The organism is Flavobacterium sp. F52 (assembly GCF_000278705.1).
GTDB classification, from domain to species: Bacteria; Bacteroidota; Bacteroidia; order Flavobacteriales; family Flavobacteriaceae; genus Flavobacterium; species Flavobacterium anhuiense.
In genome coordinates this window covers 32,964-54,920 of record NZ_AKZQ01000034.1, presented here as the reverse complement: position 1 = coordinate 54,920, position 21,957 = coordinate 32,964, and the positions used below count along the sequence as shown (strand labels likewise).

14 protein-coding genes are annotated in these 21,957 nt (G+C 35.2%); 12 read left to right on the top strand and 2 right to left on the bottom strand.

Features of this window, described 5'->3' with window-relative positions:
* Positions 1-193: 193 nt before the first annotated feature.
* From FF52_RS17045 to nagB, 5 genes are all read left to right on the top strand, one after another.
* The gene (locus tag FF52_RS17045; RefSeq protein WP_008467442.1) at positions 194-2,611 is read left to right on the top strand and encodes a sugar-binding domain-containing protein; all 2,418 of its coding nucleotides are present in this window, start codon (positions 194-196) and stop codon (positions 2,609-2,611) included.
* A 193-nt stretch (positions 2,612-2,804) separates the two neighbouring features.
* Complete coding sequence (locus FF52_RS17040) at positions 2,805-3,362, top strand: YdeI/OmpD-associated family protein (protein ID WP_008467441.1); 558 nt, start codon at positions 2,805-2,807, stop codon at positions 3,360-3,362.
* A gap of 47 nt (positions 3,363-3,409) precedes the next feature.
* Positions 3,410-4,054, top strand: a complete 645-nt coding sequence (locus FF52_RS17035; RefSeq protein WP_008467440.1) for a Pr6Pr family membrane protein — start codon at positions 3,410-3,412, stop codon at positions 4,052-4,054.
* 86 nt (positions 4,055-4,140) lie between these two features.
* A complete protein-coding gene (locus FF52_RS17030) occupies positions 4,141-6,234 on the top strand; it encodes an alpha-L-fucosidase (RefSeq protein WP_008467439.1) in 2,094 nt (697 codons plus the stop codon).
* Positions 6,235-6,454: 220 nt separating this feature from the next.
* Positions 6,455-8,368, top strand: a complete 1,914-nt coding sequence (nagB, locus tag FF52_RS17025) for a glucosamine-6-phosphate deaminase (RefSeq protein WP_008467438.1) — start codon at positions 6,455-6,457, stop codon at positions 8,366-8,368.
* Positions 8,369-8,680: 312 nt separating this feature from the next.
* Here nagB and FF52_RS17020 read toward each other — a convergent pair whose 3' ends face one another.
* A complete protein-coding gene (locus FF52_RS17020) occupies positions 8,681-9,394 on the bottom strand; it encodes a LytR/AlgR family response regulator transcription factor (RefSeq protein WP_008467437.1) in 714 nt (237 codons plus the stop codon).
* Positions 9,395-9,466: 72 nt separating this feature from the next.
* A complete protein-coding gene (locus FF52_RS17015) occupies positions 9,467-10,525 on the bottom strand; it encodes a sensor histidine kinase (RefSeq protein ID WP_008467436.1) in 1,059 nt (352 codons plus the stop codon).
* A 130-nt stretch (positions 10,526-10,655) separates the two neighbouring features.
* On the opposite strand from FF52_RS17015, the gene FF52_RS17010 reads away from it, so the two are divergent.
* The 7 genes from FF52_RS17010 to FF52_RS16980 all read left to right on the top strand — a co-directional run bounded on the left by FF52_RS17010 (position 10,656) and on the right by FF52_RS16980 (position 21,956).
* Positions 10,656-12,896 (top strand): GH92 family glycosyl hydrolase, encoded by a 2,241-nt coding sequence (locus tag FF52_RS17010; protein ID WP_008467435.1) that lies wholly within the window; start codon positions 10,656-10,658, stop codon positions 12,894-12,896.
* Positions 12,897-12,918: 22 nt separating this feature from the next.
* Positions 12,919-14,796 carry a sodium:solute symporter family protein gene (locus FF52_RS17005; protein ID WP_008467434.1) on the top strand — a complete coding sequence of 626 codons (1,878 nt, stop codon included), beginning with the start codon at positions 12,919-12,921 and terminating at the stop codon, positions 14,794-14,796.
* A gap of 286 nt (positions 14,797-15,082) precedes the next feature.
* A complete protein-coding gene (locus FF52_RS17000) occupies positions 15,083-16,048 on the top strand; it encodes a glycoside hydrolase family 130 protein (RefSeq protein WP_008467432.1) in 966 nt (321 codons plus the stop codon).
* 7 nt (positions 16,049-16,055) lie between these two features.
* The gene (locus FF52_RS16995) at positions 16,056-17,123 is read left to right on the top strand and encodes a carbohydrate-binding family 9-like protein (protein WP_008467430.1); all 1,068 of its coding nucleotides are present in this window, start codon (positions 16,056-16,058) and stop codon (positions 17,121-17,123) included.
* The gene (locus tag FF52_RS16990) at positions 17,098-18,216 is read left to right on the top strand and encodes a putative glycoside hydrolase (protein ID WP_008467429.1); all 1,119 of its coding nucleotides are present in this window, start codon (positions 17,098-17,100) and stop codon (positions 18,214-18,216) included. Before FF52_RS16995 ends, FF52_RS16990 begins: the two co-directional genes overlap by 26 nt.
* A gap of 91 nt (positions 18,217-18,307) precedes the next feature.
* On the top strand, positions 18,308-19,330 hold the full coding sequence (locus FF52_RS16985; protein WP_008467426.1) for an isoaspartyl peptidase/L-asparaginase family protein: 1,023 nt from the start codon (positions 18,308-18,310) through the stop codon (positions 19,328-19,330).
* Between the two features lie 313 nt (positions 19,331-19,643).
* Positions 19,644-21,956: a beta-N-acetylhexosaminidase gene (locus FF52_RS16980; RefSeq protein ID WP_008467424.1), complete on the top strand. Its 2,313-nt coding sequence runs from the start codon at positions 19,644-19,646 to the stop codon at positions 21,954-21,956.
* Position 21,957: the final 1 nt, after the last annotated feature.

Below are 21,957 nucleotides of genomic sequence, written 5' to 3'. Positions count from 1 at the left end.
GAGTAACAAAGTGACAAAGGTTTTCTCATTTTGCTATGTTCGCCTAGTTTGTCATTTCGAGGAATGAGAAATCACACGCGGGATTCTACAAAGATTGGAAATAACTGTGCGGAGTTTCTAGTGTGATTTCTCCCTTCGGTCGAAATGACAAAAACGACGTATAGATTTAGATTAGAATAAAAAAAACATATTTATGATTAAATATAAAAACATTTTTCAAACCATTATACTTGCGTTACTATTTTCGGTATCCATTTTTGCACAAAAACAGGCCAGAATTGTAGAAGACTTCAACAAAAACTGGAACTTCAAATTAGGGGATTATCCAGAAGCCATAAATGCAAATTTCAATACTTCAGATTGGAGAACGCTTCAATTACCGCACGATTGGAGTATTGAAGGCTCTTTTGATAAAGATGCTAAAACCAAACAAGCTCAAGGATTTTTGCCTGCAGGAAAAGGTTGGTATCGTAAAACTTTTACTATTCCTACGACTTGGAAAAACAAAATGGTATCTATCGAATTTGATGGTGTTTTTAAGAATAGCGAAGTTTTCATAAATGGAAAATCAGTCGGAATTCGTCCTAATGGATATATTTCTTTTGGTTATGATTTAACTCACTATTTAAACTTCGGAAAATCAAATACTATTGCTGTAAAAGTAGATAATGATTCACAACCCAATTCAAGATGGTACACAGGTTCTGGGATTTACAGAAATGTGCGTTTAGTTGCGAGTGAAAAACTGCATGTAGGGAAGTGGGGAACTTTTGTAACTACTCCAGAGGTTTCAGCCGAAAAATCAAAAATACATTTAGAAGTTACCATTGATAATGATAATGCTTCTGCGAAAGAATTTAGACTAGTTACGTCGATCGTAGATTCAAAAAATATTGAAGTGGCAAATATGACTTCAACAGAAAAAATCGGAGCTAAAACATCAGAAAAAAAGATACATAATCTAGAAGTAAAACAGCCAAAATTATGGAGTCCAGAAAATCCGTATTTGTATAAAGTCATTACAAAAATCTACGAAAAATCGAAGTTGGTTGACAATTATGAGACGCCGCTTGGATTTAGATTTTTTAATTTCGACTCAGAAAAAGGATTTTCATTAAATGGAGTTCCAACCAAAATATTAGGAGTTTGTCTGCATCATGATAACGGCGCTTTGGGCGCTGTTGAAAATATTCATGCACTTCGCAGAAAGCTGACTTTGATGAAAGAAATGGGAGCGAATGCCATTAGGATGTCCCATAATCCGCATTCATTGGAAATGATGCAATTGTGCGACGAAATGGGATTCATTGTTCAGGACGAAGCTTTTGATGTTTGGAAAAAGAAAAAAGTAACCAACGATTACCATAAAGATTGGGATGCTTGGCATAAACAAGATTTAGAAGATTTTATCAAAAGAGATCGCAATCATCCGTCGGTTATGATGTGGAGTATTGGGAACGAAATCAGAGAACAATTTGATTCGACTGGAATTGCGATTACCAGAGAATTGGCTAAAATTGTGAAATCATTAGATACGACACGTCCTGTAACTTCGGCTTTGACAGAGAATGTAATTGAGAAAAACTTTATTTATCAATCTGGAGCTTTAGATCTTTTAGGTTTCAATTACAAACATGAAGATTACAAAGATTTCCCAACTAAATTTAAAGGACAAAAAATCTTGGCTTCAGAAAGTGTGTCGGCTCTAGAAACTCGAGGGCATTACGACCAATCGGATGTTATAAAAGCTTGGCCTACCAAACATGGTGCTCCATTTGATGGAAATGCAGATTGGACGGTTTCGGCTTACGATCAGGTGAAATCATATTGGGGCGCAACGCACGAAGAAAACTGGAAGACGATTAAAAGTCAGGATTTTATGGCGGGAACGTTTATTTGGACGGGGTTTGATTACATTGGCGAACCAGATCCATATCCATATCCTGCGAGAAGTTCTTATTTCGGAATTGTAGATTTAGCCGGACTTCCAAAAGATGTGTATTATATGTACCAAAGCGAATGGTCGAACAAAACCGTTCTCCATATTTTACCTCATTGGAACTGGACAAAAGATCAGGAAATCAACATTTGGGCGTATTACAATAATGCCGATGAAGTAGAATTATTTTTAAATGGAAAATCGCTTGGCAAAAAATCAAAACAAAATGATGATCTGCATATTTCATGGAAAGTGAAGTTTGAGCCTGGGACATTAAAGGCCGTTTCCAGAAAGAACGGAAAGGTAGTTTTAGAAAAAGAAATCCACACTGCTGGAGAAGCTTCTAAAATTGATTTAAAAGCAGAAAAAAATTCAATTAAAAATGATACTTACGATTTGGTTTATGTAACTGTTTCAATGTTAGATAAAGATGGAAACTTAGTGCCAAATGCAATGGATTTAATCAATTTTGAAGTAACAGGCGGAGGAAAATTAGTTGGTGTTGATAATGGCTATCAAGCTAATTTGGATTCGTTTAAAGCTAATTCTTGTAAATTGTTTAATGGGAAATGTGTTGTGATTATTCAATCTAATGGGAAGAAGGAGAATATTCAGTTGAAAGCAACAACTGCTGGATTAGAGGCTTCAACCATCAAAGTTAAAGTGAATTAAACTCGCATCCCGATAGCTATCGGGAGCGGAGGCGCAAAGAATTTTAAACCATAAAGTTATATAAGTCGATTAAGTCAAAACTTAAAATTGCTTATATAACTTATATGGTTTATTTTTTTATTAAACTTTGCATCCTAGCTCCCTATAACTATCGGGATTACGAGATTCTTTATACATTTATAAAAAAAATAAAATGACACCAATCTTCTTTCCAAATAAATCAGAATTTAGAAAATGGCTTGAGAAAAACCATCAGAAAGAAAAAGAGCTTTTGGTTGGTTTTTATAAAGTGACAAGTGGAAAACCTTCTATGACTTGGTCGGAATCTGTAGATCAGGCGCTTTGTTTTGGCTGGATTGATGGTGTTCGCAAATCTATTGACAAGGATAGTTATACAATTCGTTTTACCCCGAGAAAATCCTCCAGTATTTGGAGTGCGATTAATATCCAAAAAATGGAAGATCTGACTAAAGCGGGTTTGATGACTGATGCTGGTTTGAAAGCTTTTAGTTTTAGAACTGAAAATAAATCCAAAATCTATTCTCACGAAAAAGAACCCGTTCCACTTTTGGAATCATATGAGGAGGAATTTAAAAGCAACAAAATTGCATGGGAGTTTTTTGAGAAACAAGCTCCTTCATACAAGAAAGTGATGATTCATTGGATTATGAGTGCCAAACAAGAAAAAACACAACTGTCAAGACTTGAAAAAACTATTTTGGAAAGCGAAAAACAAAAAAGGGTCATGTAAATCTTTAGAATAAAATTGCTTAACTTAGTAAGCTGACTTTGAATAATATGGAAAAAGAAAATACCACAACAATTAAAGGGGAAATTTTGCTGGGTATTATTTTTGCCCTCGAATTGTACGCCTTGCCCATGCAGTTTTATTTATTGTTACAAGGTGATGGATTTACCTTTTTTAGCGCTGCAGTCCGCTTTTTTAGTTTCTTTACCATTACAACAAATTGTATAGTTTTCATTTGCAATGCCATGCTGCTGTTTGGCGGAAAAAACGCTATGAATGCTTTTTTTCGAAAATGTACAACCATTACTGCAATCACAGTTTATATTTTGATTGTTGGAATCGTGTTTAATCTTCTTCTGCGCTCCATTGTTGATTTACAAGGGCACCATAGTATAGTTAGTGAAATCTTCCATGTTGTTGTTCCCATTTTATTTTTCTTTTATTGGCTTTTTTTCGTTAGCCCAGAAAAAATATCATTTAAAACCATTTGGTTTTGGCTGTTATACCCGATCATTTACATGATTTATACCATATTTCATGGCTTTATATCCAACTTTTATCCTTATCCTTTTATTGATGTAACAAAATTAGGATTAGAAACTGCGCTTACAAATGGGGTTTTTGTTCTAATTGCTTTTGCGGTTTTGTCTGTGATTTTGATTTCGATTTCTAAAATTAGAACCAAAACGGTTTAAAAATTGCTGTTTGTCGAAATTCTAAACGATGGATTTCAATTTATACTACATTTATGCTGTATAGACTATTTTAAAGCAAATCAGCAATGAAAAAAATATTCCTTTCCTTATGTCTTTTTGGTGTAATTTCTAATGCTTTGAGTCAAGAATTTACCAACGCGCCAAAGCCTTTTGGACCAGTTCCGACGCAAAAACAAATCGATTGGCAGGAAATGGAATTTTACGCTTTTGTGCATTTTTCGCTAAATACTTTTACCAATAAAGAATGGGGTTATGGAGATGAATCGCCAGAACTTTTTAATCCTTCACAATTAGATGTGCGTCAGTGGGCGCGCGTGGTGAAAGAGGCTGGAATGAAAGGGATTATTTTGGTTGCCAAACATCACGATGGATTTTGCCTTTGGCCTTCAGCTTATACAGAGCGATCTGTAAAGAACTCGCCTTGGGAAAACGGAAAGGGTGATTTAGTAAAAGAACTAGCGGCAGCTTGCAAAGAATACGATTTAAAACTAGGATTATATCTCTCGCCTTGGGATAGAAATCATCCGCAATACGGAAAACCTGAATATATTACCTATTTCAGAAATCAGTTGAAAGAATTATTGACGAATTACGGAGATGTTTTCGAAATGTGGTTTGATGGCGCAAATGGTGGCGATGGCTATTATGGGGGCGCAAACGAAACTAGAAAAATCAATACACTTACGTATTATAATTGGGATGAAACGTACAAATTAATTTACGATATCGCACCAAAAACTTTAGTTTGGGGAGTTGGACCATCTGAAGCAAGATGGATTGGAAATGAAGAAGGACGTGCAGGAAAAACCAATTGGTCGTTACTTCGTCAGAAAGATGAATTGGCAGGAAAAGTACATTATACAGAGTTTATGTCTGGTCACGAAGATGGCGAAAAATGGGTTCCGGGAGAAGCCGATGTTTCCATTAGACCAGGATGGTTTTATCATTCAGTAGAGGATGATAAAGTGCGTTCGCTTGACGAAATGGTAGATATTTATTACGAATCGATTGGACGAAATGCGACTTTGTTGTTAAATCTTCCAGTGGATAGACGTGGTTTGGTTCATGAAAATGATGAAGCAAGATTAAAAGAACTAGTTGCTACAATCAAAGCCGATTTCAAAACAGAATTATTGGCAGGAACTCAGGTTCAGGCTTCAAACATTCGTGGAAACGATCCTAATTTTGGTCCGCAAAATGTTATCGACGGAAATAAAAATACCTACTGGGCAACAGACGATAAAGTAAAACAGGCCACAGTTGAATTTACTTTTAAAAAACCAACGACAATCAATAGAGTTTTACTCCAAGAATATATTAAATTGGGTCAGCGTGTAAAAGCATTTTCTATTGAAGCAAAAGTGGACGGAAAATGGGAAACTATTGCTAACGAAACTACAATTGGTTACAAAAGAATTTTGCGTTTGAATCGAGTTACGGCTTCAGCACTTCGAGTTAATGTTTTAGATGCTAAAGCGGGATTTGTAATCAGTACAGTTGAGGCTTACAATGCACCGACTTTTGTAAAAGAACCGCAGATTTTTAGAGATAAAAATGGTTTGGTTACTATTAAATCGGAAGAAGGAAATGCGATCTATTACACTTTGGATGGAAAAACACCTACTGAAAAAAGTACTTTGTATAAAGCGCCATTCATATATAATAAGGAAGTAGAAATTAAAGCTATTTCAAGAAATACGAAAGAGAAAATCAATAGTGGCATAAAGTCGGCAAAATATGGAGTTTCTAAAGAAAAATGGAAAGTAACTTCGGTTTCGAGTGGTGACAGCAAATCTGTAGAACGAATAATTGATGGAAATCCAGACACAGATTGGGGATTTGGAAATGATGAAAACAAGCTGCCGCAAACTGTTGTTATAGATATGGGAGAATTGATCAGTATTAAAGGTTTTACCTATATGCCGCAACAGGTTGGCAACAATTTAAATTTAATTTCAAATTATGAATTGTACACAAGTGTAGACAGTTTTTATTGGGACAAACAATCAGAAGGAGAGTTTTCGAATATTAAACATAACCCAATTGAACAAGTTAAAAGTTTTGCTGCGGTTAAAGCAAGATTTTTGAAATTTGTCGCTACAGCTGCGGTAGGGAAAGCGCAAACAGTTTCGATCGCTGAAATTGGTGTTGTGGAATAAAAATCTTTTTTTGTTTTAAAAGATCAATGATTTTGTAGTCGTTGATGATTTTTTATAAATATTAAGCTTATCCGAAGCTTATAAAAAAAGAGTTGCTTTTTTTGAACCTGCCTTATTTTGTTTTCTGACGAACGGCAGCCGCTATTAGTCGAATTTTTACTACGAGCGGATAATTTAATTCTACTTTTATCTTGTGTTAATTAAAACAGCAAGCGCGAGCATGATTAAAGAAGATATAGGTTTTAGAGAAGCAGGAAAATTTGAAGAGACTCGTTTTGAGAAAATTCATAACGTTATTTTCGAATCGTCTCAGGAAGCTTCTTTATTGGTTGCTCGTGAAATTGCTAATTTAATTCAGAGAAAAAGTGAGCTGAACGAACCTTGCGTTTTAGGTTTGGCTACTGGATCTTCTCCTATCAAAGTGTACGAAGAACTGGTTAGAATGCACAAAGAGGAAGGACTTAGTTTTGCTGGTGTCGTGACCTTCAATTTGGACGAATATTATCCTATGGATAAAAATGATATTCAGAGTTATTATCATTTTATGCATGAACATCTATTTAATCATGTCAATATTCATCCAGAAAACATCAATATTCCAGACGGGCAGGTGAGTGCCGAGGAATTGCAGCAATATTGTATTGATTATGAGATGAAAATTATTTCTTACGGGGGATTAGATTTTCAGCTTTTAGGAATAGGAAGAACGGGACATATTGGGTTTAATGAACCTGGTTCTCACGTAAACTCAGGAACCAGAAGCATTACATTAGATCATATCACAAGAGTTGATGCAGCCGCTTCTTTTTTAGGAATAGATAATGTTCCTAGAAAAGCCATTACAATGGGAATTGGAACCGTAAGAAATGCAAAACGAATTGTTTTACTGGGTTGGGGAATTAGTAAAGCAGGAATTATAAAAAAAACAATCGAAGGAGAAATTTCTTCGCAAGTACCGGCTACGTATTTACAAGAGCATCACAACACAACATTTGTTCTAGATACAGAAGCTTCATCTGAATTGACAAGAGTGAAAACGCCTTGGCTAGTAAAGTCTTGTGTTTGGACAGATGAATTAAAATTAAAAGCGGTGGCTTGGTTAAGTGAGTTGACTAAAAAGCCGTTTTTGAAACTGACCGATAAAGATTATAACGACAATGGGATGTCAAGTCTTTTAACGGAAGAAGGAACTGCATACGATTTGAACATTAAGATGTTTAATAAAATGCAGCAAACGATTACGGGATGGCCAGGCGGGAAACCAAATGCCGATGATACGTATAGACCAGAACGTTCTGTGCCAGAAAAGAAAAGAGTAATCATTTTCAGTCCGCATCCTGATGACGATGTGATTTCGATGGGAGGAACATTTGACCGTTTGATAGAGCAGGGACATGAAGTTCATGTCGCATATCAAACCTCTGGAAATATTGCCGTTTCTAATGAAGAAGCGTTGAAATTTGCTGAAATTTCGAAAGCATTGCATCCAGATTCTAGAATGTCTGATAAAATAATCGAATTTCTTCAGAATAGAACTGGAAATGAGATCGATTCATTAGAAGTAAGAAAATTAAAAGGATTAATTAGAAGAAGTGAATCTTTCGGAGCAACTCGCTATTTAGGTTTGCCAGATTCGAATGTACACTTTTTAGATCTTCCGTTTTACGAAACGGGAACGGTTAAAAAGAATAATCTTTCAGATGCAGATATCGATATTATGTGTGATATTATAGAAAGAATAAAACCGCATCAAATTTATGCCGCAGGAGATTTAGCAGATCCGCATGGAACTCATAAAGTGTGTTTAGACAGTTTGTTTGAAGCTTTGAAAAGATTAAAACACAAAGACTTTATGAACGATTGCTGGGTTTGGCTTTATAGAGGTGCTTGGCATGAATGGGAATCGTACCAAATTGACATGGCAGTACCAATGAGTCCTGATCAGGTTTTAAAGAAACGACATGCTATTTTTTATCACCAGTCTCAAAAAGACGGCGTTATGTTTCAAGGTGATGACAGCAGAGAGTTTTGGGTGCGAGTTGAAGACAGAAACAGATTGACTGCAGAAAAATACCACAGCTTAGGATTAGCAGATTATTCGGCTATTGAGGCGTTTAAACGTTATCATTTCTAAGTGCTTTTTGCAGCAATGAAGATAATAGACTATTTCATGGTTTATTTTGGTTAGTTACCTATAATTGAGAGAAAATGCGGTCGTGGTTGGCCGCATTTTCGTTTTTTTACCGCGAAGTTTTTTTTACCGCAAAGAGCGCAAAGAATACGCAAAGTTCGCTAAGATATTTATTCAAGTGTATATATTTTGAGAATAAAAAAGTTCGCAAAGCTTAACGAATAGCTTTGCGAACTTTTTTATTTTTCTTTTATATTGAGCAAAAAAACTTAGCGAACTTTGCGTAAAATCTTTGTGTGCTTTGCGGTTAAACCTTTAGATAGAAGAGTTTAGGATTTTTTGTTTTACTTCGTCTATGTAAGATCTTCCTATAACATATCTTAACCCTTCAATTTCGATGCTGTTTCCTTCTACAGCGTCAATCTTATCAATGGCAATGGTGTATGATCTGTGTATTCTAATGAAATCTCTTTCGGGAAGTAAACTTGTGAAATCAGATAAAGTGCTGTGTATGATAAACTTTCCTGAAGTAGTGCTTATTTTTAAGTAATCTTTTAGGCTTTCGATAACTAATATTTCGTTCAAGAAAATCTTCTTCATTTTTTTCTTGTCGATTTTCACAAAAATAAAAGGATTCTCTTTGCTGTTTTCTTGAGGAATTTTACTGGTATTGTTAAGGCGTTTGTTGATTTTGTTTACCGCTTTCATCAAACGTGGAAATTCAATTGGTTTAACCAAATAGTCCAAAACATCAAGCTCGTAAGTTTCAATTGCAAATTGGTCGTAGGCACTTGTGATAATAAGCAAAGGAGGGTTTTCTAGACTTTTAATGAAATTAATACCGTCTAAAACAGGCATATTTATGTCTAGAAAAATTACATCTATAGTATTGTTTTTTAAGAAATTTAATCCTTCAATAGAATTACTGAAAGTGTTTACTAATTCTAAATCCTCAATCTGTTCAATATAATTTTTAATAACGTTTATTGCCAATGGCTCATCATCGATAATTAAACACTTTATTTTCATTTCTAAATAGTATTTTAGGCCGATATTTGGTTTTTTGTAGGTATAGTTTTCTAAACCGATAAAAGCTGGGGCTTAAGTGACTTTTATAACTAGTTTAACGACAAAAATATTCTTTTTATTTTTAAATGAAAGCTTATAGTCATTTTTATTATATCCTAATTCAAGTCTTTTTTTTACGTTTTCGATACCTATGCCACTTGCCTTGTTAAAATTATCTTTATGTACGGTAAATTCGGGCATTGGGTTTGAAACACTGAAATATAAAAAATCGCCTTTTACCTTAAACCTGATATCAATGAGAACATTGCCAGTGTTTTTGTTTACTCCATGTTTGAAGGCATTTTCGACGAAAGTCAAAAGTAAAACGGGAGAGATTTCTTTGTCGTGTATATCGCCCGAAATGGACATATCAACTTCTAAACGTTCTCCGTTTCTAATTCTCTCCAAATCCAGATAATTTTGGATGCACATAATCTCATTTTCCAAAGTCTGCTTTTTGCCTTTTGTTTCATAAAGCATATAGCGCATTAGCTCAGAAAGTTTTAAAACTATTTTAGGCGTTTTATTTGATTTTTCTACAGAAAGAGAATAAATATTATTTAAGGTATTGAAGAAAAAGTGCGGAGAAATCTGCGACTTCAAAAACAATAATTCGGTTTCCAACTGAGATTTCTCGAGATCGGTTACGCGTCTTTGTTCTTTCAAGAAATCCAAAGTGATTTTAATTGCTGTCACAAAAGTCATTACATACAATTCGCCCATCATCATATCGATAGTATAATTGAGCGTTAGCGTGTTGATGGTTTGCGGACCTTCGGGCCAAACATCGTGTGTGATCAGTAAATATGTTAGATTAAATTTTAGTACCACCATCACAAAAATTGCCGACAATACAGTTACTATATATAGGAAGTATTTTTTTTTGTAAACCAAATGAGGCATTAAAACCAAAATATTCAAATAACACAATGCCATGTGAATAGGAAATCCAAGCAAAGTGGTTTTTAAGGAATAAACATAATCGTTAAAATAACTTCCCCATCGGAATGTGTTAAACACAAAATACGTCAGCCAAAAGTAAACATGATAGCGTATAGGTAAACTATAAGGTTTGTTGGAGTTGAAAATCATAATCGTAGAAAAAAATGTCGTTTGTTACTATTTTTTGATGTTTAGGGCTGTTTAAATGTCGTCCGTCTAAAAATATTTTGGTAAAAATTGAATTTATCTAAATTTAAAGTTAAATTAATATTGTTTTGATATGAGGAAAATTACTCTGCTTTCTTTAACGGTAATTTTTACTGCAAGTTGCAAAATAAATGTAGATAAAAATACGCATCACAAAAGTTTTGCAGCAAATTATGTAGATCCTTTTATAGGTACTGGAGGCCACGGACACACATATCCAGGTGCGACAGTTCCGTTTGGGATGCTACAGGTGAGTCCAGATAATGGAATTTCTAGCTGGGACTGGTGTTCAGGCTATCATTATTCTGACTCAATAGTTTCTGGATTTAGTCATTTACACTTAAGCGGAACAGGAATCGGTGATTTGGCAGATATTTTATTTATGCCGACAAACAAAAAATTAGATTTAACCGCCAAAGCCGCTTCACGCGATTTCCTTCCGTATAAATCAAAATACAATCATGTACACGAAAAAGCAGTACCGGGTTATTACCAGGTTTTTCTTGAAGATCCTAAAATCAATGTAGAACTAACTTCTACGCAAAGAACCGCATACCATAAATATACCTATAATAATAACGACACACAATCTGTTGTGATCGATTTAGGTTTTGCCATTAACTGGGATAAAGCGGTAAAAACTTCTGTTAAAATTGAAGATGCCAATACTATCAGTGGTTATCGCTACAGTACAGGCTGGGCAAAAAATCAAAAGGTGTTTTTTGTCGCCAAATTTTCGAAACCTATTACAGAATCTATTATCACTGCTGATAAAAAAGTGGTTTCTGGTCAAAACGCTGAAGGCGAAAATACCGCTTTACAGTTGTTTTTCGACTCTAAAAATTCTAAAGAATTAGGCGTAAAAGTGGCACTTTCTTCTGTAAGTGTTGAAAATGCAAAAGATAATTTGGATGCTGAAGGCCATAGCTTTGAAAAAGCAAAATCGGATGCGGCTTTAGAGTGGAACAAAGCTTTAAGCAAAATTAAAGTTGAAACTCCTGTTGATTCTTTGAAAACTATTTTCTACACCGCTTTATATCATGCACAAGTTGCACCTGTAAAGTACAGCGATAAAAACGGTCAGTTTAGAAGAGAAGACGATAAAATTATTACTGCTAAAGATTATACAGCATATTCTACATTATCACTTTGGGACACATTTAGAGCAGAAAATCCATTGTTGACGATATTAGAACCAACGAAAGTTTCAGATTTGATTAACTCGATGTTAGCGTATTACGAAACAAAAAAAATACTTCCGGTTTGGACATTATATGCAAATGAGACCAATACAATGACAGGATATCATTCGATTCCAGTTATTGCAGATGCTTATTTAAAAGGCATTAAAGGTTTTGATGCTGAAAAAGCTTTTGAGGCGATGAAAGCAACGATGATGCAAGACGAACGCGGATTGAATTTCTACAAAAAATACGGTTATATTCCGTTCAACTTATTAGACGAATCGGTTACGATTACTTTAGAATATGCTTACGATGATTGGTGTGTAGCTCAAATGGCTAAAGCTTTAGGAAAAACTGCCGATTATGAGTTTTTCTCAAAACGTTCAAAAGCTTACGAATATTTATTTGATGCGAAATCTGGTTTCATGAGAGGAAAATCGGAAGATGGAAAATCTTGGAACGAACCTTTCGACCCAAAACATTCCAACCACAGAGAACATACCGATTACACTGAAGGAAATGCTTGGCAGCACAGCTGGTTTGTGCCTCATAATGTGGATGATTTTATTAAGCTTCACGGAGGAAATGCCACTTTCACAAAACGCTTAGAACAATTATTCACGGAGAGTTCTGAAATTACAGGAAATAATGTTTCGGCCGATATTTCTGGTTTGATCGGACAATACGCGCACGGAAACGAACCAAGCCATCATATTGCTTATATGTTTAACCACGCGGGACAGCCTTGGAGAACACAATATTGGGTGCGTCATATTTTGGATACTCAATATAATACAACAGCTAATGGTCTAAGCGGAAACGAAGACTGCGGCCAAATGTCGGCTTGGTATGTATTTAGTTCAATGGGATTATATCCAATGAATCCGGCTTCTGGAGAATATGAAATTGGAAGTCCGATTTTCGAAAAATCAACTTTAAATCTTCCAAACGGAAAAACTTTTGTAATCGAAGCAGAAAATGTTTCAGACAAAAATTTCTATATCCAATCGGCTACTTTAAACGGAAAGGCATTAAATAAAACAGCCATTTCTCACCAAGAAATATTAAAAGGCGGCGTACTTCATTTTGTAATGGGAGCGCAGCCAAACCAAAACTGGGGTCTAAACTAACTAATTCAAAATAAATAATTTAATGAACATAATAGACGTATCAATCATTTTAATCTATATCGTACTCTCGGTCGGTATTGGAATCTGGATTTCTAGAAAAGCATCAAAAGGTCTTGACGATTATTTCCTTGGCGGGAAATCAATCAAATGGTATTTTTTGGGATTGAGTAATGGCTCAGGAATGTTTGATGTTTCAGGTACTTCCTGGATGATTGGAGTTTTGTTTTTATATGGTGTAAAAAGTTTCATGTTTATGTGGCTTTGGCCGATATGGAATCAGATTTTTGTCATGATGTTCCTCGCCATTTGGATTAGACGATCAAAAGTAATGACGGGTTCTGAATGGATTTTAACTCGTTTTGGAAGCGACAAAGCAGGAAAAGCATCCCATATTATTGTGGCGATTTTTGCGATTATTTCTACAATTGGTTTCATTGCTTATTTCTTCGTCGGAATCGGAAAATTTGTAACTATCATTCTTCCGTGGGATTTAACGGTTCATATGAACGGTGGCGTTTTCTTAACGTCAGAACAGGCTTATGCTTTGTTAATCATTTTCTTAACTACAATTTATACGGTTAAAGGCGGAATGTTTTCTGTTGTAGCAACAGAGGTTGTGCAATATTTAATTATGATTGTTGCCGGAGTTTTAATCGCTGGTTATGCATTCATTAATTATACTGATATTCAGATCAATTCGATTATTACACCAGAATGGAAGAATGTTTTCTTCGGATGGGAATTTGAAACACAGTGGAGCGATAAATTCGAAACTTTCAACAGATTAATTGATACAGAAGGATATAAAATGTTTGGCGCTTTCATCGGGATGACGCTTTTTAAAGGCTTCTTTGCAAGTGTGGCTGGACCAACTCCAAGTTACGATCTACAGCGTGTTCTTTCTACAAAATCGGTAAAAGAAGCGGCTTATATGAGCGGTTTCACGAACTTGATTTTATTCATTCCTAGATATTTATTAATCACAGGAATTGTAGTGATTGCTTTAGTGAATTTAGCGCCAGAATTAAATGCAAACGTTAATCTTACTGGAGCAGATTTAGAATTGTTGATGCCAAAAGTGGTCAATCTTTATATTCCAGTTGGTATTAAAGGAATTCTTTTAGCAGGTTTATTGGCAGCGTTCATGTCTGGATTTTCTGCTTTCGTAAATGCAGGGCCAGCATATATCGTAAATGATATTTATAAAAAATACTTCAAACCAGTTGCGTCAAACAAACATTATATCAAAGTAAGTCAGATTTCTTCTTTCTTAGTGGTTGGTTTAGGAGTTTTCATGGGGTTCTTTGCAGATTCTATCAACTCTTTAACACTTTGGATAACAAGTGCTTTATATGGAGGATACGTTGCGGCCAACTTCTTAAAATGGATTTGGTGGCGTTTCAACGGATGGGGTTATTTCTGGGGAATGGTCGGCGGATTAATTGCGGCTTCTCTTCAGTTTATTTTAGATCAGAATAAAGCAAATTTAACAGCTGGAACATTCTTGCATGATCTTTCGCAAGTACCATCGATTTACTTGTTCCCATTAATTTTCGGAATGTCAATCTTGGGTTGTCTTTTAGGAACCTACCTAAGCAAACCGACGGATATGGAAGTTTTGAAATCTTTCTATTCAAATGTAAGACCTTGGGGATTCTGGAATCCAGTTTACAAACAATTAAAAGCGGAAGATCAATCTTTCCAAAAAAATAATGATTTCTATTTAGATATGATGAATTGTGTTATCGGAATTATCTGGCAGTCAAGCATGATTCTGCTTCCGATTTATTTCATCATTAGAGATTATCCAAAAGCGGGTGTGGCTTTAGCGGTTTTCTTAGCGACGACTACGGTATTGAAGTTTACTTGGTTGGATCGAGTTAGAAAGATTGAAGAGTAGATTAGATAGGAGAAAGATTTTAGAAGCAAGAAGTAAGATTTCTTTAATTGAGATAAGAATTTAAACACATAGAAACATAATTGTTTGACTTTGAAAAGGGTGTACAAAGAAACTAGTTTCTCAAAGATAGCTTTGAACATAGCCCGTAGTTTCAACTACGGGAACGCAAAGATTAGCCATCGAGCTATGTTTTTTATTGAAAGTGAAACACCTTTTAAACGTTCCTAAAACTATGTCTCTATGTGTTGAAAAAAAACAAAAAACTAATAAATAAAAAAAAACAAAAATGAGTACTATTCCTTGGCAAGACAGACCCGAAAACAGTAAAGATGTAATGTGGAGATATTCTGAGAATCCAATTATCGACAGATATTCGATTCCTTCATCAAACAGTATATTCAATAGTGCAGTTGTACCTTTTGGAGATGGATATGCTGGGGTTTTCAGATGTGATAACAAAGCGGTTCAAATGAACATTTTTGCTGGTTTCAGTAAAGACGGAATCAATTGGGACATCAATCACGAACCAATTGAGATGAAATCTGGAAATACAGAAATGATCGAATCTGCTTATAAATACGATCCTCGTGTAGTTTGGATCGAAGACCGTTATTGGATTACTTGGTGTAATGGTTACAACGGACCAACAATTGGTATTGGTTATACATTCGATTTTAAAGAATTTTTCCAATGCGAAAATGCCTTTTTGCCATTCAACAGAAACGGAGTTTTGTTTCCACAGAAAATTAACGGAAAATACGCGATGTTAAGCCGTCCAAGTGATAACGGACATACGCCATTTGGAGACATTTGGATCAGCTATAGTCCAGATATGAAGTATTGGGGAGAACACAGATTGGTGATGAAACCAAGTCCATTTGAGCAAAGTGCTTGGCAATGTACAAAAGTGGGAGCAGGACCAATTCCGATTTTAACTGATGAAGGTTGGTTAATGATTTACCACGGAGTTATCAATACTTGCAACGGTTTCCGTTATGCAATGGGTTCAGCACTTTTAGATGTTGATTCGCCAGATCAGGTCAAATACAGAACGCAGCCTTATTTATTAGGACCAGCAGAAACTTATGAAATGGTTGGAGATGTGCCAAACGTAGTTTTCCCATGCGCCGCTTTACACGATATTGAAGAAGATAAATTGGCGGTTTATTACGGTGCTGCAGATACTCACGTAGCAATCGCTTTCGGAAAACTGAGTGAAGTAATTGAGTTTACAAAAAATAATAGTTTATAATATAAAGATGCATAGTAGAAGTAAATTATTGTCCCTTGCCGTTTTTTTTGTTGGATTGATGAGTTATGCGCAATCTGAAAAAGAGGTTACACCGAAAAGTTATATTGCCTATAAAACTTCAAAAGAAATTGTTATTGACGGCGATGAAGCAGACAAAGCTTGGGAAAAAGCATCTTGGACAACACCTTTTGTCGACATAGAAGGCGTTGAAACTCCAAAATATAAAACTCAGGTTAAAATGCTTTGGGACGATAATTACTACTATATTCTCGCTAAAATAGAAGAACCTCACGTTTGGGCAAATCTAAGACAGCGCGATACTATTATTTTTTATAATAATGATTTTGAAGTTTTTATCGATCCAGATAATGATACGCACAATTATTATGAATTAGAAATTAATGCGTTAAACACGGCTTGGGATTTATTCATCAATAAACCTTACAGAGAAAAAAATACGGTTTTAAACGACTGGAATATCGATGATTTAAAATCGGCGGTAAAAGTTGATGGAACTTTAAATAATGCTTCAGACATAGATAAAGGCTGGACATTAGAAATTGCCATTCCGTGGTCGGTTTATAAAACATCCTATTTCGATAATATTGTTCCGAAAGATAAATTTTGGAAAGTCAATTTTTCTCGAGTGAATTGGCAGCACTCAGTTGTTGACGGAAAATATGAACGTAAAAAAGATTCAGAAGGAAAGTTTCTCCCAGAATACAATTGGGTTTGGTCGCCTATGGGAGTGATAAATATGCATGAGCCCGAAAAATGGGCTTATGTATATTTTTCTTCAAAAGAAAGCGACGATAAATTTACAATACCACAGGAAGAAAAAGTAAAATGGGAACTGTATACGTTGTATCGCGCTCAAAAGAGATATTTCGATAAAAATAAATCTTGGGCAAAATCACTGCAAAGTATCAGTAAAAAAAATATAGTTGTTGATAGAAAAGTTTTAAAACCAGTTTTAGAAAATCATTCATCTGGATTTAATATCTTGGTAAAGAGTCCTTTTTCAAACAAAACCTTAATAATTAAAGAAGATGGTAAAATTATTACGAACGAATAAGTTGCAAAAACTATCAAAAGTTTTAGTATTTGCACTTTCGCTGAGTTTATTTTCATGCGGACAAAAAGAAACTAAAACAGAAGAAAACGGAAAATTTACTTTTGGTGTTTGGACAACTGCTGACGCTAAAAAATCGGATGCAGATTATTCGAAAGAATTCAAAAAATACAAAGATGGCGGAATTGACGAAGTTTTAATTAACACGCAAACCGATCCAAAACTATTAGCAAGATTAGTCCCGCTTGCAAAAAAAGAAGGACTAAAAGTACATGCTTGGATTATGGCAATGAATCGTCCAAATGATTCAGTTGCTTTACAGCACCCAGATTGGTATCAAGTAAGCAAAGAAGGAAAATCTTGTTTTGATAATCGTCCATATGTAGATTATTACCAATGGCTTTGCCCAACTAAAGAAGAATCTAGAAACCACATTTTAGATTTAGTTGAAGGATTGGCAAAAGTTGAAGGAATCGAAAGCGTACATTTAGATTACATTCGTTTCCCAGATATTTTTCTGCCAATCAGTTTATTGCCAAAATACAACTTGGTTCAGGATGTAGAACTACCACAATTTGATTTCTGTTATTGTGATGCATGTGTTTCTAAATTCGAAAAAGAACATCATAAAAATCCAAAAAACAGCCACAATACTTCAATTGACATGGAGTGGAAAAACTTCAGATTAAATGCTGTAAAAGCAGTGGTTGATGATGCGTATAAAATCGCTCATAAACACAATAAAAAATTAACAGCGGCAGTATTTCCTTATCCAGAAATGGCAGATCATATGGTGCGCCAGCGTTGGGATAAATGGAATATTGACGAAGTATATCCAATGATTTATCATAGTTTTTACGATGAAGAAATTGACTGGGTGGGTTACGCAACCAAACAAGGTGTAGCCGATTTAGAAGGAAAACCGACAAAAGTAAATACAGGAATTTATATTCCGGGATTAAAATCGGATGCAGAATTAAAAGAAGCGATTTTGCTAGCTAAGAAAAACGGTGCAACCGGAGTTTCGTTTTTTGACGGAAACGCCTTATCAGATAGTAATTTAAAAACAATTGCAGCCGTAAAATCAACCTTGTAGTCGATTTTTGTGGGATTAAAAATTATTACTGATTAATTTAGCAACATCAAGAACATTTTGTTTCTGAAAAGTTGAATTTAAACCAAAAGACATGTCAAATAGAAGAGATTTTATCAAGAAAACCACTTTAGGCACATTAGCCATAAGTTCTGTTTTGGGCGTAAGCGGATTTGCTGCGAATCATGAAAATGGACCAGAAACAGAAGAAAAAGAAAAAAAACAGACAAAACCAATTATTATTTCGACATGGAACCATGGTCTGCCTGCCAATAAAGAATCTTGGAAAAATTTAAAAGAAGGAAAATCGGCTTTGGATGCTATCGAAGCCGGAATGAAAATACCTGAAGCCGATCCGAATGTACGTAGTGTTGGTTATGGAGGATATCCGGATCGCGAAGGAAAAGTGACTCTTGACGCCTGTATCATGGATCACAATAGCAATTGTGGTTCGGTTTGTTTCCTTCAAGGAATCAAACACCCAATTTCTGTTGCAAAAAGAGTTTTACAAAATACACCTCACGTAATGTTAGCAGGGCAAGGTGCATTGCAGTTTGCTTTGTCTGAAGGTTTTAAAGAGGAAAATTTATTAACTCCAGAATCAGAAAGAGATTGGAAAAAATGGCTGGAAGATTCTAAATACAAGCCAGTTATTAATATAGAAAATCACGATACCATAAGCATGCTAATGTTAGACCAAGAAGGCAATCTTTCGGGCGGATGTACCACAAGTGGTGCGGCTTGGAAAATGCACGGACGCGTCGGTGACTCCCCAATAATCGGCGCGGGTCTTTTTTTGGATAACGAAGTGGGAGCCGCTGCGGCAACAGGTTTAGGAGAAGCTGTTATTAGAACTGCAGGAAGCGCCATGGTGGTTGAATTAATGCGTCAGGGAAAATCTCCTTTTGATGCTTGTAAAGAAATTACTGAGCGTATTTACAACAAACATAAAAATCACAAGGATATGGAATACCTGCAAGTTGGTTTTATTGCTTTGAATAAAAACGGTGAATATGCAGGTTACAGTCTAAGATCTGGTTTTAATTACGCCGTTTCTGATGACGTAAAAGGTCACAGAATGGAAGACGCGAAATTTAAAATGTCTTGGGATAAATAAAACAGGGCGTAAATGTTTTTAAACACATAGAAACATAGATTTTTATTGTGTTTAGAGGCGTTTCACTTTTAATAAATAACATAGCTTGACAAGAACTTTGTCAAAGTTTCAAACTTTGACAAAGTTTTACCACAAAGTTTTGTCATTTCGACGAAGGAGAAATCACACTCGGGATTCGACAAAGATTGGCGACATTCTGCGAGGAATTTCTATTGCGATTTCTCCTTTCAGTCGAAATGACAAACTAAACCTAAAAACTAAATCTTTAAAAGCTCTTAAATAAGCAACTTTTAGAGAAACCAAAAAACAAAGAATGAAAAAATTAGTATTCCTATTAACCCTAATCTCTTCAATTTTCTCAGCTAAAGCGCAGAAAGTGTATACAGAAAGTGATATTCGTATCATTCCGAAACCGACTCAGACTCTTATCAAAACAGGCGTTTTTGAATTTACGAAAGATACAAAGTTTGTAGTAAACGGTGATTTCCAAAAAGATGTAGCAAATGCTTTGGCTTCTAAATTTGGAACTGCAGCAGGATGGAAACCAGAAGTAACTGCAAAAGCTCCAGCAAGTAATTACGTTTTGCTGAAAACAGACCCGAACTTAAAGAATGAAGCTTACGTTTTAGATGTAAATCCGACTAATATTGTTATTTCTGCAAAAGGGAATAATGGTTTTTTATACGCTTTAGAAAGCATCAGACAATTACTTCCAGAAGCTATCGAAAGCAAATTTGCGATTACTTCTGCAAAATGGCAGATTCCAAGTTTGACCATTAATGACGAACCTCGTTTTAAATGGAGAGGTTTAATGCTAGATTTTTCACGTCATTTCTTTGATAAAAATTATGTTCTAGCGACAATCGATCGTTTGGCAGCGCATAAGATGAATGTTTTGCACATGCATTTAGTGGATGATCAAGGCTGGAGAATTGAAATCAAAAAATATCCAAAACTAACAGAAGTTGGTGCTTGGAGAGTAGATCAGGAAAATAGAAGCTGGAATGCCCGATTGACTACAAATCCTGACGAAAAAGGAACTTACGGCGGATTTTTTACGCAGGAAGAATTAAAAGAAATTGTAAAATATGCCGCAACAAAAGGAATTGAAGTAATTCCGGAAATCGAAATGCCGGCACACGTAAGCAGTGCTATTGCGGCGTATCCTGAATTGGCATGTTTTAATCAGAGAATTGGTGTTCCGTCAGGTGGAGTTTGGCCCATTACCGACATTTATTGTGCTGGAAAAGAAACTACGTTTGAGTTTTTGCAAAATGTAATTGATGAAGTAATCACGATTTTCCCTTCAAAATACATTCATATTGGAGGCGATGAAGCTACTAAAACCAATTGGACAAAATGTCCTTACTGCCAAAAAAGAATTAAAGATGAGCGTTTAAAAAATGTTGACGAATTGCAAAGCTACTTTGTAAAACGCATGGAAAAATATATCAACTCAAAAGGTAAAAAAGTTATCGGTTGGGATGAAATTTTAGAAGGTGGGTTAGCTCCAGATGCAACAGTAATGAGCTGGAGAGGAATGAAAGGCGGAATTGAAGCAGCAGATCAAGGCCACGATGTGATTATGACACCAGAAACACCTTGTTATTTCAACTTTTATCAAGGGCCACAAAACGAAGAACCTCTAGCTTTTGATGCTTACAATCCGTTAAGTGAAGTGTACAAATTTGATCCTGTAGTTTCAACAATGACGCCACAGGAAGCTGCTCATGTTTTAGGAGGTCAAGCCAATTTATGGGCAGAATATATTACGGGACCAAAAGATTCTGAGTATATGATTTTCCCAAGATTGGCCGCTTTATCAGAAACATTATGGAGTCCGAAAGAAAAACGCAATTGGAATGATTTTACATCAAGATTGTTTTCAATGTTTAAACGTTACGATTATCAGGGATTGAATTATGCGAAAAGTGCTTATTTGGTAACGGCTTCATCTACAGCTGATTTGGCTAACAAACAAATCAAAGTAGAGCTGAAGAATGAGTTTCCTAATCCAGACATTAGATATGTTTTAGGAAATCAAAGCATTGAGCATCATGCAATAAGATATACAAGTCCAATTGAAATCAAAGAAACAACAGTTTTAAAAGCTTCTTTATTTCAAGATGAGAAACCTGCTGGAAAAACATTTACAGATACTATTGTTTTCCATAAAGGATTTGCAAAAAAAGTGAAATACTTAACGCCTTATAACGAGAATTATAAAGGAGATGCCAATACTATGGTAAATACCATTCGCGGAAGCAAAAATTTCCACGACGGGCAATGGCAAGCTTGGCTGGTAAATGATATGGAATTGGTAATAGACTTAGAAAAAATAGAAAGTATCGAGCAAGTATCAGTTGGAGCTTTAGAAAGTCAAGGAGCTGGAGTTAATTTCCCAATTCAAATTAAAGTGTTGATTTCTACTGATGGAATTAAATATACGCAAGTTGGAAAAATAACACGTCCGTATGCGGCAAATCCGGTTCCGGAATTGAAAGATTTCAAAATTAATTTCCAAAAACAAAATGTACGTTTTGTGAAAGTAATCGGTGGTAACTTAAAGAAAAGTCCGAAAGGAGAAAGTTCTTGGTTGTTTGTGGATGAGATTTTGGTGAATTAAA